The sequence below is a fragment of the Roseovarius faecimaris genome, from assembly GCF_009762325.1.
Classification (GTDB): domain Bacteria; phylum Pseudomonadota; class Alphaproteobacteria; order Rhodobacterales; family Rhodobacteraceae; genus Roseovarius; species Roseovarius faecimaris.
This window is the reverse complement of sequence record NZ_CP034348.1, coordinates 1,105,938-1,120,400: the sequence shown is the minus strand read 5'-3', so window position 1 is coordinate 1,120,400 and position 14,463 is coordinate 1,105,938. Positions and strand designations below refer to the sequence as shown.

Genomic DNA, 14,463 nt, shown 5'->3' with positions numbered 1-14,463 from the left:
CTCTGATTTGATCCCGATCAAATCGTCTTGACCGCGAACCGGGCATTGTGCCTGTCATGACACCTGCCAATCCCACCGGGCTTGACGCCTACAAACCTGCCGAGATCGCGGAGCGCGTCGAAATCGCGGGCGTGGCCAAGGCCGCGCTACCCGCGCGTCAGATGCTGACACTGGCCATTCTTGCGGGGGCATTCATCGGCTTTGGCGGTGCGGCCTACACCATGGTGATGACGGGCCTGGACAGCAGTTTCGGCCCCGCGCGCTTTCTGGGCGGTGTCGTCTTTTCCCTGGGTCTGATCCTCGTGATCATCGGTGGTGCAGAGCTTTTTACCGGCAATGCTCTGATGACGATGGCCGCGGTCGACAGGCGCATCACCCTTGCCGCCCTTCTGCGCAACTGGGGCCTTGTCTATGTCGGCAATGCGTTGGGTGCGCTTGGGCTTGCCGTTGCCTTCGCGCTGACGGGTCTTCTCGACGGCCCGATGGGCCAGACAGCCATGAACATCGCAGAGGGCAAGACGGCCCTATCACCCTTGCAGGCGTTCATGCGCGGCGCGCTCTGCAATGGTCTGGTCTGTCTCGCGGTGTGGCTCACCTTCGGAGCACGCACGGCGGCGGGCAAGATACTTGCCATTCTCTGGCCGATCTCCGCGTTTGTCCTTCTTGGTCTCGAACACTCGGTCGCCAATATGTACCTCTTTCCCCAAGGTGTTCTGGCTGGCAGCACAGCCCCCATCGGCGCAATGGTTGCAAACCTCATCTGGGTCACGCTGGGCAATATTCTTGGCGGCGCGGGCGGCGTGGCGCTGGCCTATCATTTTGCCTATCCACCGCGCGACTGAGCCGCGGGGGCTGGCAGGGGCGCATGAAGGCGCTATCTTGCGGTCATGCGCGTCATTGGTCTGCTGTTCAGTCTTGCTTTGCCCGCCCAGGCCTGGGAGTTCACACCCGGCCTGCCCTGTCGGCTCAGCCACGAGACGCCAGAGGCGCAGATCGAGCTGACCTATGATCCCATCCAACCGCTCTATACGATCACGATCACCCGCGCCCTACCCTGGCCCGACGCGCCCGTCTTCGCGATGCGCTTTGACGGCCCCCGCGCGATCGGGATCGGCACGGACAGGCACAAGCTGCACGAGGGCGGCACGGCCCTGACCGTGATCGACACAGGGTTTGGCAATGTGCTGGACGGGCTGGAGTTCAATCACACGGCCCTTGCGATGGCCGGTGATGCGCAGGTCAGTTTCCCACTGGAGGGCGCGGCCGAGCCGGTCGCCGCATTCCGGGCCTGCGAGGGCGCGCCGCTGGCGTCATGACAGATCTTTTGCCGAGTCGAGGCTCACCCCGCCGCACGATCAGAAATCAAAGATATCCTCAAGGAACCCGCCGCGTTTCTTCTTTTTGTAGGGTTTGCCGCCATAGCCGTCATCATGCTGCCGGGCAGGTTGCGCAGCGACCTGTTGCGGCGCGGATCTTTCGATGATCTTGTCCAGCTCCCCCCGATCGAGCCATACGCCGCGGCATTGTGGACAATAGTCAATCTCGACCCCGGCGCGATCAGTCATGACAAGTTGGGTTCCATCAATCGGGCATTGCATCGAGGTGGTCTCCTTATCTGAGCGTATCACTCAGATTTAGGTCATTCCTGCTCGATTTAAAGGTTTGGCGGTCGTAACAAAACGGGCAGACCCTATGTCTGCCCGCGTATGCGTGCTCTCGGCACTCTTGCTGATCGTCGTTTATTGATAGACGTTCACATCGCCGATGTAGTCACGGATCGAGGCCCCGCCATTGTTCAGCGGCTGGTTATACCCGCCGATATAGTCGGGCAGATCGTATTCGTTCAGGATCCGGGTCAGCCCGCCCGAGCCGTTGTCCGGCGGCTGGTTGTACCCACCGACATAATCCGGCAGGTCATACCCGCTCAAAATCTGGGTGAAGGAGCCGGGATGACCCCCGACATCGGCAGAGCGGACAGCCCCGCCATTGGCGCGCCGTGCCTTGCGGTTCACCTGGGCCTGTTGCCATCTGTCGCGCTTTTTGCCCTTACGGAACTGGCCACGCTCTCCGCGCCGCTTCGATTTGCGAAGTTCGCCATTGCGCTTCCAGGCCTTGCGCGATGTCACGCTATCGTGCTGCCAGGTCTGATAGGTGTCCAGCCCCTGCTGACGGTCCTCGCCGGGACCGGCCTGCACGGGCGCGGCATAAAGGGTCAGGGCCACTGCGCCAGCCACGAGCGGGGTGATAAAACGTTTAAACACTGTCTGCCTCCTTGAGATCGACGATCTGCATCTGATACGGGCGAGTGGTTCAATTCTGTCGCAAAACTTTCTCACCGATAGGGGAAGATACACGGAATAGGCGTCAAAACCAAAGAATTCCTTGGATTTTTAGCACATATGCGCGGAATTCCCCGCTTTTCCCCGTCGCGGCGAAGCGCGATTTTTCCGTTTCCGGGTCAGCCAGGCCCAAAGCCTGCCATCGGTGACAATCAGTCCAAGCCCGATCAAACCAAAGCCCAGATAGGCCGATCCTGAGAGTTTTTCGTCAAGAAACACCGCGCCGAGGCCGATGGCAAAGGGCGGGATCAGCAGCGTGACCAGCATCAGATTGGCGGCACCGGCTCTGACCAGAATGGCGAAGTAAAGCAGATAGGCCAGCGCGGTAGACAGGCACGCGACCCCCGCAATCGCCCCCCAGACGGGAAGAGACAGATGGAACGTCGGCCAACCATCCAGCCAGATCGCCAGCGGCGCCATGATCACCGTGCTGCCCATCAACATGCCCAACGCGTTCATTTGCGGCGCTTGGCCCGCCAGACACAGCTTGGCCCAGACGCTCGCAAACGCATAGGACAACGCCCCGCCAAGAACCGCAATTTGCGCCAGGTTCCGCAGGTCGAGCCCGCGCAACACATCAAAGCCCAGGATGAACACCACCCCCACAAGGCCGAAACACGCGCCAAGGAGCTTGCGCGGGCTGAGGGGTTCGTCCTTCAGCAATACCCCGGCCACCACAGCGCCGAACACCGCCGAGGTTCCGTTGAGAATGGAGGCAAGCCCGCTCTCGATCTCGGTCTGCGCCCAGAAGATCAGCGAAAACGGCAAGGCGTTGTTGAGCCCGCCCATGACAAGATACGCCCCCCAGACCCAAGGGCTGCGCGGCAACGAGAGCCCCATGCGCCACACCACAATGAACAGAACGGGCACCGCCCAGGCAACACGGTGCAGCGTGACGGTCAGGGGCGGCAGCTCGGTAAGCGCCACCTCGGCAAAAAAGAAAGAGCCGCCCCAGACAAACGCAAGGGCGAACAACATGAGAGCAGCGACAGGGGTGATGCGGGGCGCGGTGGGTGTCATACGCCCTCATCGCATCAGGACGCCCTGCCCGGCGACCCGTTTCATGCGGTTACCGGCTTTCCTGTATCTGTTCGATCTGCTTGAGAATTTCCGTCGCCCATTCACCGATGATCGGGATGAACTCGATCTGGCTTACGGACCAGGCGATGAAGGAAATCAGGGCCGACGCGCCAAGCACCGTACCCAGGCCAAAGGCCAGCCCACGGGCGAGGTTGAAACCAATCAGACGAAAGAATGAATTGTGCATGCGGATGAAACGGTGCGAATTGAGCTGCTCGAGCTCTTTGCGCACCGCTTTCAGTTCTGCCGTGACCGAAAGTTCGGCCTCGCGCCTGTCATCCGCCTTGGACATCAGTCGAATGTGGCGGCAACGTCGTACATCACCGGCTCGAATGTCTTGCACATCTCGTTGATCTGGCGATTGCGTTGACGCATCTCTTCGGTCCTCAGCATCGCCTGAAAATCCTCGCGGCGCTCCCACTGGGAATAGTTGGCGATACGCGTCTGGGCGTCATTCACATGCAGACCAGCGGCGATGAAGCCCGGTTGTTTCGAAATGAAACTCTCATAGGCGTCAGTCAGAGCATCAAGCAGATCCTGGCAGGTTCCGGGTGTCATCTCGAAGGTGGTGATGACGGTTTGATAGCTTGCGGATTTGGCGATTATGGGCATGTCTGTCTCCCTTCCGCTCCAGCGTATCAGCCTGATCGCCCGGGTCAAATCCCAAGCGTCGTTAACCCCCCGTTTACTTTGTTTAACGATGCTGCTTGCAGGAGAGAATGGATGGCGATCCGGGCCTTGTTGCTACTGATACTGATGACCGGGCAGGCTCTGGCCGGTGCCTGGCCTCGGGAAAGAGGCCATGGGTTTTTCAGTTTCAGCATCGAATATGCGCCCGAAGATGAAAGCTTCTTCACCGCCGCCTTCGCCGAATACGGGCTCACCGGGCGGATCACCGCAGGGGTCGATCTGGGGTTCAGCGATGATACGCTTTACAAGGCCGTGGCGTTTGGCCGCGTCTCGCTTTCAGACGCTGCTGCGGATTGGAAAACGGCCTTTGAACTGGGGATCGGTGTCACCGAGGACAACGCCGTGTTGCGCCCCGGCCTCAGCTTCGGGCGGGGTTTCAACCTTGCCGAGCGGTCGGGCTGGCTCTCCATAGAGAGCCTCGCCATCTATGAAATCGAAAACAATAACGTCGAATTCAGCACCGATGTCACGGTCGGCCTGAACATGACCGATGCGCTGAAACTCCTGGTGCAAGTGCAGAGCGGGGACCACCCGATGGATCCCGACTATATCAACCTCGCCCCATCGGTGGTGTTCGAAGCGTCGCCCGGCCTGCATCTGGAACTGGGGATGAAGGCCGGACTCAAGGAAGAAGGGGATTATGCCGTCAAGCTGGGCCTGTGGCATCACTTCTGAAAAACGACATCACACCGGATCGTCAATCCGCACCCGCATCGTTACCGTCCCCCGCACCGGTTTTTCCCAGTTGAGGTTGACCTGATCCTTGTTTGGCCCTTGCTTGGCCTGGTAGTACGGAATGCCATAATAGGCGGCATTGTTCGCATCACGGATCGCGCCGGCGGGCTGCACCGATTCGACCGTTTGCACCCAGGCCCCGAACGGCAGTTTAGGAGCCAGAACGACGTTCCAGACCGATTGCGCGCTGGCCTCATTGTGATCCAGCACCAGCGGGTTCGCGACCTGATCGTTCACATTGCTGAACGTGTTGTTCTCGAAGGTGATGTTCTGGAACCGGTTGAAATCCATGCTGGCGAAACTGGTGTCGATCCCTTCGATCCGGTCGATGGCTCCGTCGATCAGGCGGAACGTGTTGCCGGTCACCGCCAGCCCGTTAATGAAATGCCCGGAGCCATGCGGTTTCACCGAGATGAAATTGAACCACGGTGCGGTGCTTTGCGACAGAAAGACATTTCCGGTGATGCTGAGCCCGCTGAAGGAGAACTCGCTTGAAAAACCCGGAGCCTCGTCGTGCTCATTGGCCCAGACAATCGAACAGTCGCAGATGTAGTTGCCGGTGATGGTCGCGCGATTGTTCGTCCTGGTCAGAACAATCCCGGCCGAGCGCGGCCCGACGGGGCCGTTATCGCCCTGAAAGATGTGGTTGCCCATGATGATCGAGCTGGAGCCGCCCAGAATCGCGAAATGCTTGAAATGCACGACCCTGTTGTTGCGGATTTTCACATCGTTGCCATTGGCGTTCAGACCGATCGACTCGCGGTTGTCCACAAGCAGGGGACTTTCGTTCGACAGAAACTGGCACCGGTCGATCATCATCCCCTGATCGCCCTCACCGTGGCTTGAGATACCCCGATCCTTCGGCGCGGTGATGAAGCAATCGCGCAACTGAAATCCGGTGCCACTCGGCGGAAGCAGGATCGCGCTGCAATCGCCCGAACATTGCAGATCGACATTGGACATGGCGAACTTGGAGATCTGGTCGAACCCGCTGAAATCCAGGATGTATTTGAAGCGCTTGAAGGTATAGGTTTGCGTCCCGGCGGCATCATAAAGCGGCGCGCTCAGCGTAAGCGTCTGCGCCGAGACATTCTTGGACCGCACATAAATCTCACGGCCCACGCCGTTACCCTGAACCAGAGAGCCAACCGGAATCGCCGCAACATTGGTGACCCCGGTCAGAACCTTGTTGTTGGAGGGCGAGTATGTCCCCTGAGAGGTGTATGTTTCCGTGTCCCAGGCCGACCCCGGCACAATCGAGAACTGGCCATTGCGGATATAGCGACGCTGCTTGAAGGTGGTTTTGTTGTTCACCGCCGCCTGCATGTCTATCGGCGCGCGCACGGCAATCAGCCGCCCGCCAAGATCGAGCGATTCGTGCCCCGAATTGTTGAACAGCGCCTGAAACGCCTTCTTGAACGCCAGCTCTTCATCGCCGAATGCGTCGATATACGCGGGCAGGTCAAAATTCTTGGTGAGCGACAGAATCTTGTCGTCGGGCATCGTCACCGTGCCCTGAAAGCGCACCCGGTTCTGGAAAGTCACGCTGTTGTTCAGCCGGTACGTCCCGGCAGGCACCAGCACTTCGCGCCCGTCCGCCGCCGCATCCGCCAGCTCGAAGGACGCATGATCGTCGGCACTGCCATTTCCGATCGCGCCGTAATCGCGCACATCGACCCAATCCATCATGTCGCGCAGGAAAAACTCGGTCGCGTCCGTGATCTCGATATCGTCGATCCGAACGATCCCGCCGCTGGCGCCGATCAGGTCGATGCCAAAATGCCCGAACACGGCCTGCGTGCCCCAGGGCATATCCACGCCCGACCGCACGCCCACACCGACAATGCCCGTCACTTCAACCACCTCGCCATAGCTGGTCAGCGCCGTGGAGGCGGTGATCTCGGTCACCCCGTTCAGGTGCGCCCCGCCCGCCTGCCCGGCCCAGCCCGCGACCCGCATGGCAGGCAAGGCCCCGCTGATCGCCTTCACCCGCGCCTTGATCTGCAGATAGCAGCCCGGCAGGATTGGCGTCTCGCCCATGAAACGGATCTTCTGCACCGCATCGGTCTTGACCAGTTCGAGCGCGCCGCCGAAATCCTGGTCCGCAGGCACGAAAGCCGCATTCGGATCGTTCAGATAGGTGTTGGAGCCGGGCGTCCCGTCGCCGCTCGACCAGACATCGAGCCCCTCCGAGAACGGGGTCGGATTAAACTGGATGCCTTCGGTGACTGCCTTGTTCATGCAAATCCCTTTCCTCACCCCGCGCCACGCCCCGGTTCGGATCCGGCCCATGCGCGCGGGATGTCATATGTTTCGCCTGCCGGGCGCGCCCGGTGGCTCAGGGATTTATCAACAAGGGGTTAACCGAAACTCAGACCACCGCGCGGTGCCGGGCTCTGTGCCATACCGGCGGCTGCTTTTTCGACACGTACAGCGTTGATCTTCCAGCCGTCCGCACCTTCGACCATCTGATAACCAAGCAGATATTCCTGCCCTTCGGCGTCGCGGATCAGCACATTTTGCCACAACTCTCCATCGATCACCTGCTGGTCCAGAAACCGCATTTCCGCCGGACGCCAGACCATCGGATAGCCCTCCCGCACCATCAGGCCGAAGCGCTCCGGAGTGCGAAACACACCTTGAATGGTCGGGCTGGCATAGGTGAAAGCCGTGGCGAAATCATCCGCTTTGAATGCGTCTATCTGGCTGGAAATCACGCCCTGAATAGCGGCTTCATCGGCGCGTACGGCGCCAGTCAGCCCGATAATCATCGCAAAGGCATACAGCAAATGTCGCATCGTTGCTCCCCCATCGCTAAGATAAGGGTAGCGCGCTGTCATGTCCGATCAATCCCCGGTCTGCTGCAAGCCTTGCAGATATGCCACCAGGTCGGCAATCGGCTGGCTCGTGGCGATTGGCTGGCCGGTCTCTGCAGGCAGCATCACATCCCGCCCCTCAAAGAAATCGCCATAGACCGGCATCGGGCTTCCATGCGACACCAGAGGATCCCGTCCGTCGATCCGCGTGACCACGCGTGTCATCGGAAAGGTGCCGTCGTTTCGCGCGCTCAGCCGCGTGAGATCAGGCGGCGGGATCGTCAGAACCGTCACCATCGGCCCGTGCCCTGTCGCCTCCAGCCCGTGGCAGACAGCGCAATGGCGTTGAAAGGTGTCTTCACCGCGCATCGCATCGCCATCCGCGGCATGGGCCGCACCCGCAAGACAGGCCAGCAGCACCGTAACGGATTTGATCTTCATCATCGTCACTCCTTCTCTATGCGCCCCACGTCCTTACGTGTCTTGAAGAGATTGCAGATACGTTGCCAGGTCCAAAAGCGCCTGAGGGGTGTCGACCTGCAACCCCGCTTCATCCGTCCAGCGCACCGACGGACCTTCCAGCACAGGGCCGAATTCAGGCATCACTTCAGCCTGGTATCGCCCCGGATAGCCGTAAATCTTGGCCATCACGTCAGAGGTCGGAAACACGCCGCCATTGCGCTTGCTCAACATCGTGAGGTCCGCCGGCCGCACCGGCAGATCTGTCGCCAAAATCCCATCGCCGGTGCCGGAGCTTCCGTGGCAACTTGCGCAATAGCTTGCGAAAATCTCGCGCCCGCGCTCAAGAGATGTGTCGCTGACCGTCTGGGCACAGGCCACCAGCGCCAGAATTCCAACGCCTGACCATAGTCGCATCGCTCGCCCTCCGATTTGTTTTGACCAAAGTATCCTGCGGAACGGCTCAAAGTTCAATGATCTGGATCATGGTGCCGCCCGGCGCCAGCACCCAGCCATCTTCGCTGCCTCGTCTCCGGTTTTTGACGAAATCGTGCTTTTGGCGTAAACTTTCCTTCATACTTTTCAGATGCTTTTGATGTCCCCAGTTTTTTCGTCGCAAGTCGGAGAGGATTATGAACATGTTGAGCCCCCCTTCCGCCACCCGTCGCCAGCTATTGCTCACCGGTCTGGCGCTGTTCCTGTGCTCTCCTTCGGCCGCAGGAGGCGACGGCGGAGGCGGCGGAAACAGCGGCCTGAGCCCGCGACCAAAACAGCCACCGGCAACAAAGTCAAAATATACACAAGACGAATTCACGCGCCTCTCCACCGCAGAACTCGATCAGCTCGAGTGGAAGTTTACTCGTGGGAAGCGGCTGCATATCACCGGGTTTTCACAGAACATGAGCGATTACCTGATCCTCATGGCAGTGCACCGTCGTCGCCGGACGCAGCGCCTGATCCTCGAGATGCAAAAACTGAAAGACGACAAGAAACGCGTTGCCCGTCTCACCCGTGAAAGGAACCGCGTCCAGAAAGAGCTGAATGACCTCAAGAAGGCACGGCAACGTGCCAAGGACAAAGGGTACACCAGGGCTGCTGCGGAGGCTGAGGAACAGATTCAGAAAACGCAGAAATACATCAAGGGCTTAGACACTTGGATCAAGCACCCCAGCGAAGGGCGTTTCTGATCCAACCCGCTCGAACCGATTAACATCAGCTTCGTCGCGATGAAACGCCTTTGCTGTTAGTTTTGGGCAAGCTCAAGAACCTGCGCCCAAGCGGCATCGGGCACATCTACAGGGTCCGTTGTGGCCCGGTTCTGGCCCGGGATGCGCCCGCCGCCGTCGGCGGCAACAGCCCCCGCCACCCGCGCAAAGCGGTCATGGAACGTGCCGGTCGTACCCGGGTCAATCAGCAGATAATAATCTCCGATGCCGTGCGGCGCGCCCTCTGGCGCCTTTAACGGTTGCATATCAAGCCCCACTTTCGAGCCGGTCATACCCGCCGCGAGCAGCTCGCACATCAGGCCGAAACCCCAGCCCTTGTACCCGCCCATGGAACACAAGGACCCTTCCACGCCCTTGGCCGGGTCGGTCGTCGGATTACCCTCGGCATCCATGGCCCAGCCTTCGGGAATACTCTCTCCGGCGGCTTTCGCCATGGTGATCTTGCCAAGCGCCACGGTGGTGGTCGATTGGTCGAACAGCATGGCAACCCCGCCCTGCCCGTCCGGTGCGGCAAACGAGATCGGGTTCGTGCCGATGATACGCGTCTTGCCGCCCGGTGGCGCCACCACAGGCGGCGCGTTGGTAAAACCAAGGCCAATCAGCCCCGCCTGTGCAATCTGCTCGGTGAAGTATCCCAGAGACGTGCAGGTATGCGCGTGGCAAATCGCCAGGCTGGCGATCCCGCACTCGCGTGCCGCTTTCTCCGCCTCGGGCAAGCCGCGCTCGAAGGCGGGCTGCGCGAACCCGTATTTGGCATCCACCAGCACCGTGCCACCGCGCGGGCGGCTCACCTCCGGTTCCACATCGCCCTTCACCCGGCCCGAACGGAGTTGCTGGCAATAGCTCTCGACATAGTAGAGCCCGCAAATCCTGTTGCCGACGCTTTCTGCCTGCCGCACAGCGCGCGCCACAGAGGCCGCGATCCAGGGCGCAGCGCCGTGCCGCTCCAGCGCGGTGCGGGTCGTGCTTTCGATTTCTGCGAGGGATATCATCGGCATGTCGGTATTCCTTCCGCTCTGTCAGTCGCTCTTTGGTCTGGCTGCGATGGTTCCGTGGTTCAGCTCCACAACCCGGTCCATACGGGCGGCAAGCTGCAGATTATGGGTGGCGATCAGCGCCGCAAGCCCGGTGCCGCGCACCAGCTCCATCAGCGCGGCAAAGACCTGATCCGACGTGCCCGGATCAAGGTTGCCTGTCGGCTCATCAGCAAGAAGCAGGCGCGGCTGATTGGCCAGCGCCCGGCAAAAGGCGACGCGCTGCTGCTCGCCGCCTGACATGGCGGACGGCCGGTGACTGGCCCGTTCCACCACGCCCACTTGCGCCAGGAGTTGTCGCGCGCGGGTCTCGGCCTCGCCGCGGGCCACGCCATTGGCGAGTTGCGGCAAAACGATGTTTTCCAGCGCCGTGAACTCAGGCAACAAATGATGAAACTGATAGACAAAGCCGACATCCTGACGCCGCGCGATGGTGCGTCGGCGGTCACTGAGCCCGGTCATATCGGTGCCCGCAATCTCGACCCGCCCCGTATCGGGCGTATCCAGCAAACCCGCGATATGCAGCAGGGTTGACTTGCCCGCTCCGGAAGGGGCCACCAGCGCCACCAGCTCACCCGCCCGCAGCTCCAGATCCACGCCCTGCAAAACGCACACCTCGTTGCTCCGTCCGGCGTTGTAGGTCTTTTTCACCCCGCTCAGGCGCAACATCGCATCACTCATAGCGCAGCGCCTCCACCGGGTTCATCCGCGCCGCACGCCGGGCCGGAAAGATGGTCACGACGAAGCTCAGCCCCAGCGACAGCACCACCGCCGACATGACATCGCCAAACCGCAACTGCGCCGGCAGATGATAGATACCGCGAATGGACGGATCCCAGACCTGTCCCCCGGCCACGTAGTTCACCAGGCTGAAGATCGGGTCGATATAGATCGCGAACAGGCAGCCCAGGATCACACCCATCGCCGTCCCGATGATGCCGGTGAACGCCCCGCAGATGAAGAACACGCGCAGGATCGACGCCTCGGTCAGGCCCATCGTGCGCAGGATGCCGATGTCCCGCCCCTTGTTCTTGACCAGCATGATCAGCCCGCTGGTGATGTTCATCGCTGCGATCAGCACGAGGATCGAAAGGATCACGAACATCACGTTATCCTCCACCTCCAGCGCCCGCAGAAAGCTGCCGGACTGATCCTGCCAGGTCCAGACCTGGCTGCGTTCTCCGGCGGCGCGCATCAGAGCGAGGGTCATATCGTCGATCTGCTCCGGGGCCGCGACCATCACCTCCAGCTCATCGGCGACACCTTCGCGGTTGAAATAGCTCTGCGCCTCGGCAAACGGCATATAGATGCGCGTGCGGTCGATGTCATAGCGCCCGGCGGTGAAAACATAGACCACGTCATAGGCATTGATGCGCGGGCTGGTGCCAAAGGCGGTTTTCACGCCATTGGGTGAAATCAGCTTGATCCGGTCGCCCACGCCCACGCCCAGCTCGCGCGCCACGCCCGAGCCAATGGCGACCCCGCGATCGAAATCGTCAATATTGCCGATCCCCGTCTCCGGGTCTGCGATGCGCGGAATGGTCTTGAGGTTGTCCGCCGTGATACCGAAGACTTGCACGCCCGAGTTTCGGTCGCGCGCATTGGCCATCACCTGGCCTTTGACAAGCGGGGCAACACGGGTCACGCCCTCCACGCCACGCACCGCCTCGGCCATCTCTTCATAGTTCCTGAGGGTCCGGTCGATCCGGCCCGTCACGGCATCCACCTCGCCGAGGGAATAGACCGTGACATGCGCGTTGGACCCCAGGATCGTGTCGACGAACTCCGCCCGGAAGCCCGAGCGCACCGCCAGCGTGGCGATAAGGGCAAAGACCGCCAGCGTTATGCCAATCAGGCTGATCCAGGTCATCACACTGACCCCGCCCTCGGCCCGCTTGGCGCGCAGGTAGCGCCAGGCGATCATCCATTCAAACGGGGCAAAGGGGGCGGGAGAGGCGGGCATCAGGGCTCCAAATGACTGCTGGGCGCAACCTGAGTGCGCGAATGCTCATCGTCAAGCGAATAAGACGATTTGGGAGAGGGCCAAGAAAATTCGTACGAATTTTCTTCTCCCCGATCATATCGTGACGCGGATATCATGCAGGCCCGCGCCGCCGAAGCGCCCGGCCCAGCATGGCAGAAATGCCCGACAACGCCAGCATGCCCGCGACAAAGCCGACGGCACCGAAAACAAGACCCTCGAACGTCAGCGGCATGGCGGGCTTGAAGTCCTTTAATGTGGCCCGCGCCAGCTCGGTGTCGGTAAACGCGGATGCGCGGTACGCCCTTGTAAACGGCCCGGCCCCGCGCAGATCCTGCAGGGCCGCCGACAGACGTGCCTGCCGTATCATCGTCTGGCGCATGGTCTCTGCCCGCTCGGCCCCGATCGCTCCACCTTGCGCGAGGTCGGTCAGCGCCTGCTCGCGACTGACACCCAACGCTGCCGCATCGGCGTCAAACGCCTCGACAAAGCGAGTCAACTCTTCGACGTGACCCGCCATGCGCTGCAGATATTGCTGTGAAAATTCCGGAAACTGCGACAGCGCCGCCGCTCCGGCGAGGCCGCCTGCCAATGTCAACGCCCTGAACACCATGCTCTGCCCTCTTAACTGCCAGAGGGTAACAGATTACATCCAGGTGTGGAACGATTGCTTGGCCATCGGCTCTGTCCGGGCGACATGATGCGGATGGTGCGGCGCATAGATTTCCGCGACTTTTTCCACGGCTTTCTCCGGCGTCAATTCCTCGCTGTTGCCAGTGCGGCGGCAGGTCAATTCAACGACACCGTTTTTCAACCCGCGCGGTCCGACCGTGATCCTCCACGGCAGACCGATCAGGTCCATCGTGGCAAACTTGCCTCCGGCGCGTTCGTCGCGGTCATCGTAGAGCGGTTCCAAGCCCAGCGCCTGGACCGATTTGTAGAGAGCCTCACATGCCTCGTCGGCCTTCTCATCACCCTGTTTCAGATTGACGATGCCGACATGGTAGGGCGTGACCCCCTCGGGCCAGATGATCCCTTTGTCGTCATGGCTGGCTTCGATGATCGCGCCGACAAGGCGGCTTACGCCGATGCCGTGGCTGCCCATATGCACCGGCACGGGCTTGCCGTCGGGGCCCTGCACGGTGGCGCCCATCGGCTCGGAATACTTGGTGCCGAAATAGAAGATCTGGCCCACTTCGATCCCGCGTGCGCTGCGGCGGCGCTCTTCAGGGATCTGGTTAAACACAGCTTCTTCGTGGGTTTCGTCGGTGCGGGCATAGAGCGAGGTGAACTCTTCCATCACCGCCCGGCACTGATCGACATTGTCGTAGTCAATCTCGCGCTCGCCCAGGCGAATGTCGGTCACGGCGCTGTCATAGAACACCTCCGACTCGCCCGTTTCCGCGAGCACCAGGAACTCGTGGGTGTCATCGCCACCGATTGGCCCGCTGTCGGCGCGCATCGGGATCGCCTGCAGGCCCATCCGCTCATAGGTGCGCAGATAACTGACCAGGTGGCGGTTATAGGCGTGCAGCGCATCTTCCTTGGTGAGGTCGAAATTATACCCGTCCTTCATGAAAAACTCGCGCCCGCGCATCACGCCGAACCGCGGGCGGATCTCATCGCGAAACTTCCACTGGATATGATAGAGGGTCAGCGGCAGGTCCTTGTAGCTGCCGACATGCGCGCGGAAGATGTCAGTGATCAGCTCTTCATTGGTCGGCCCATAAAGCATGTCGCGGTCATGGCGGTCCTTGATCCGCAGCATTTCTTCTCCGTAATCGTCGTAGCGTCCGCTTTCGCGCCACAAATCAGCCGATTGCAGCGTCGGCATCAGCATCGGGATATGCCCGGCGCGCACCTGTTCCTGATGCACGATGTCCTCCAGCTTGCGCAGCACCTTGAAGCCCAGCGGCAGCCAGGAGTAAATCCCGGCGCTGGCTTGCTTGATCATGCCGGCACGCAGCATCAGCCGATGGCTGACGATCTGCGCCTCGGCGGGGGTTTCCTTGAGAACGGGCAGGAAGTAACGGCTCAGACGCATCAAAAGGCTCCTCTCGGCGGCGCAGGTTTTGCCAAGGGTTTATGGCTTCACACGCTCCG

Annotated in this window: 19 protein-coding genes; 4 read left to right on the top strand and 15 right to left on the bottom strand. The window is 60.9% G+C overall.

Translation table 11 applies throughout. The features are described 5' to 3' along the window. The first annotated feature begins 56 nt into the window (after positions 1-56). Both EI983_RS05885 and EI983_RS05880 read left to right on the top strand, forming a co-directional pair. On the top strand, positions 57-842 hold the full coding sequence (locus tag EI983_RS05885) for a formate/nitrite transporter family protein (RefSeq protein WP_157706455.1): 786 nt from the start codon (positions 57-59) through the stop codon (positions 840-842). Between the two features lie 45 nt (positions 843-887). Next, on the top strand, positions 888-1,316 hold the full coding sequence (locus EI983_RS05880; protein WP_157706454.1) for a hypothetical protein: 429 nt from the start codon (positions 888-890) through the stop codon (positions 1,314-1,316). A gap of 39 nt (positions 1,317-1,355) precedes the next feature. Here EI983_RS05880 and EI983_RS05875 read toward each other — a convergent pair whose 3' ends face one another. The 5 genes from EI983_RS05875 to EI983_RS05855 all read right to left on the bottom strand — a co-directional run bounded on the left by EI983_RS05875 (position 1,356) and on the right by EI983_RS05855 (position 4,031). Further along, positions 1,356-1,598 carry a TFIIB-type zinc ribbon-containing protein gene (locus EI983_RS05875; protein ID WP_157708999.1) on the bottom strand — a complete coding sequence of 81 codons (243 nt, stop codon included), beginning with the start codon at positions 1,596-1,598 and terminating at the stop codon, positions 1,356-1,358. A 141-nt stretch (positions 1,599-1,739) separates the two neighbouring features. Continuing rightward, on the bottom strand, positions 1,740-2,261 hold the full coding sequence (locus EI983_RS05870) for a hypothetical protein (protein WP_157706453.1): 522 nt from the start codon (positions 2,259-2,261) through the stop codon (positions 1,740-1,742). Positions 2,262-2,390: 129 nt separating this feature from the next. After that, positions 2,391-3,359: a DMT family transporter gene (locus tag EI983_RS05865; RefSeq protein WP_246162312.1), complete on the bottom strand. Its 969-nt coding sequence runs from the start codon at positions 3,357-3,359 to the stop codon at positions 2,391-2,393. Between the two features lie 49 nt (positions 3,360-3,408). Beyond that, positions 3,409-3,711, bottom strand: coding sequence for a DUF5665 domain-containing protein (locus tag EI983_RS05860; RefSeq protein ID WP_157706452.1), 303 nt, complete (start codon positions 3,709-3,711; stop codon positions 3,409-3,411). Further along, positions 3,711-4,031, bottom strand: a complete 321-nt coding sequence (locus EI983_RS05855; RefSeq protein WP_157706451.1) for an antibiotic biosynthesis monooxygenase family protein — start codon at positions 4,029-4,031, stop codon at positions 3,711-3,713. The genes EI983_RS05860 and EI983_RS05855 overlap by 1 nt, the downstream gene beginning before the upstream one ends. 111 nt (positions 4,032-4,142) lie before the next feature. Here EI983_RS05855 and EI983_RS05850 point away from each other — a divergent pair, with 111 nt between their 5' ends. Continuing rightward, a complete protein-coding gene (locus tag EI983_RS05850) occupies positions 4,143-4,784 on the top strand; it encodes a hypothetical protein (protein WP_157706450.1) in 642 nt (213 codons plus the stop codon). 9 nt (positions 4,785-4,793) lie between these two features. Here EI983_RS05850 and EI983_RS05845 read toward each other — a convergent pair whose 3' ends face one another. The 5 genes from EI983_RS05845 to EI983_RS05825 form a co-directional block, all read right to left on the bottom strand. Further along, positions 4,794-7,085: a glycosyl hydrolase family 28-related protein gene (locus EI983_RS05845; RefSeq protein ID WP_157706449.1), complete on the bottom strand. Its 2,292-nt coding sequence runs from the start codon at positions 7,083-7,085 to the stop codon at positions 4,794-4,796. Positions 7,086-7,204: 119 nt separating this feature from the next. Further along, a complete protein-coding gene (locus EI983_RS05840) occupies positions 7,205-7,684 on the bottom strand; it encodes a DUF4864 domain-containing protein (protein ID WP_246162311.1) in 480 nt (159 codons plus the stop codon). Between the two features lie 6 nt (positions 7,685-7,690). After that, positions 7,691-8,101: a c-type cytochrome gene (locus EI983_RS05835; protein WP_157708996.1), complete on the bottom strand. Its 411-nt coding sequence runs from the start codon at positions 8,099-8,101 to the stop codon at positions 7,691-7,693. 33 nt (positions 8,102-8,134) lie between these two features. After that, the gene (locus EI983_RS05830; protein WP_157706448.1) at positions 8,135-8,536 is read right to left on the bottom strand and encodes a c-type cytochrome; all 402 of its coding nucleotides are present in this window, start codon (positions 8,534-8,536) and stop codon (positions 8,135-8,137) included. Positions 8,537-8,582: 46 nt separating this feature from the next. After that, positions 8,583-8,759: a hypothetical protein gene (locus EI983_RS05825; RefSeq protein WP_157706447.1), complete on the bottom strand. Its 177-nt coding sequence runs from the start codon at positions 8,757-8,759 to the stop codon at positions 8,583-8,585. On the opposite strand from EI983_RS05825, the gene EI983_RS05820 reads away from it, so the two are divergent. Next, a complete protein-coding gene (locus EI983_RS05820; RefSeq protein WP_157706446.1) occupies positions 8,752-9,306 on the top strand; it encodes a hypothetical protein in 555 nt (184 codons plus the stop codon). The genes EI983_RS05825 and EI983_RS05820 overlap by 8 nt on opposite strands. A gap of 56 nt (positions 9,307-9,362) precedes the next feature. Here the strand turns inward: EI983_RS05820 and EI983_RS05815 are convergent, their stop codons facing one another. From EI983_RS05815 to proS, 5 genes are all read right to left on the bottom strand, one after another. After that, positions 9,363-10,343 carry an Ldh family oxidoreductase gene (locus EI983_RS05815; protein WP_157706445.1) on the bottom strand — a complete coding sequence of 327 codons (981 nt, stop codon included), beginning with the start codon at positions 10,341-10,343 and terminating at the stop codon, positions 9,363-9,365. A 21-nt stretch (positions 10,344-10,364) separates the two neighbouring features. Further along, complete coding sequence (locus tag EI983_RS05810) at positions 10,365-11,060, bottom strand: ABC transporter ATP-binding protein (protein ID WP_157706444.1); 696 nt, start codon at positions 11,058-11,060, stop codon at positions 10,365-10,367. Beyond that, a complete protein-coding gene (locus EI983_RS05805; protein ID WP_157706443.1) occupies positions 11,053-12,342 on the bottom strand; it encodes a lipoprotein-releasing ABC transporter permease subunit in 1,290 nt (429 codons plus the stop codon). Before EI983_RS05805 ends, EI983_RS05810 begins: the two co-directional genes overlap by 8 nt. Before the next feature lie 133 nt (positions 12,343-12,475). Next, complete coding sequence (locus tag EI983_RS05800; RefSeq protein WP_246162310.1) at positions 12,476-12,952, bottom strand: DUF2937 family protein; 477 nt, start codon at positions 12,950-12,952, stop codon at positions 12,476-12,478. A 54-nt stretch (positions 12,953-13,006) separates the two neighbouring features. Next, positions 13,007-14,404: a proline--tRNA ligase gene (gene proS, locus EI983_RS05795; protein WP_157706441.1), complete on the bottom strand. Its 1,398-nt coding sequence runs from the start codon at positions 14,402-14,404 to the stop codon at positions 13,007-13,009. Between the last annotated feature and the right edge of the window lie 59 nt (positions 14,405-14,463).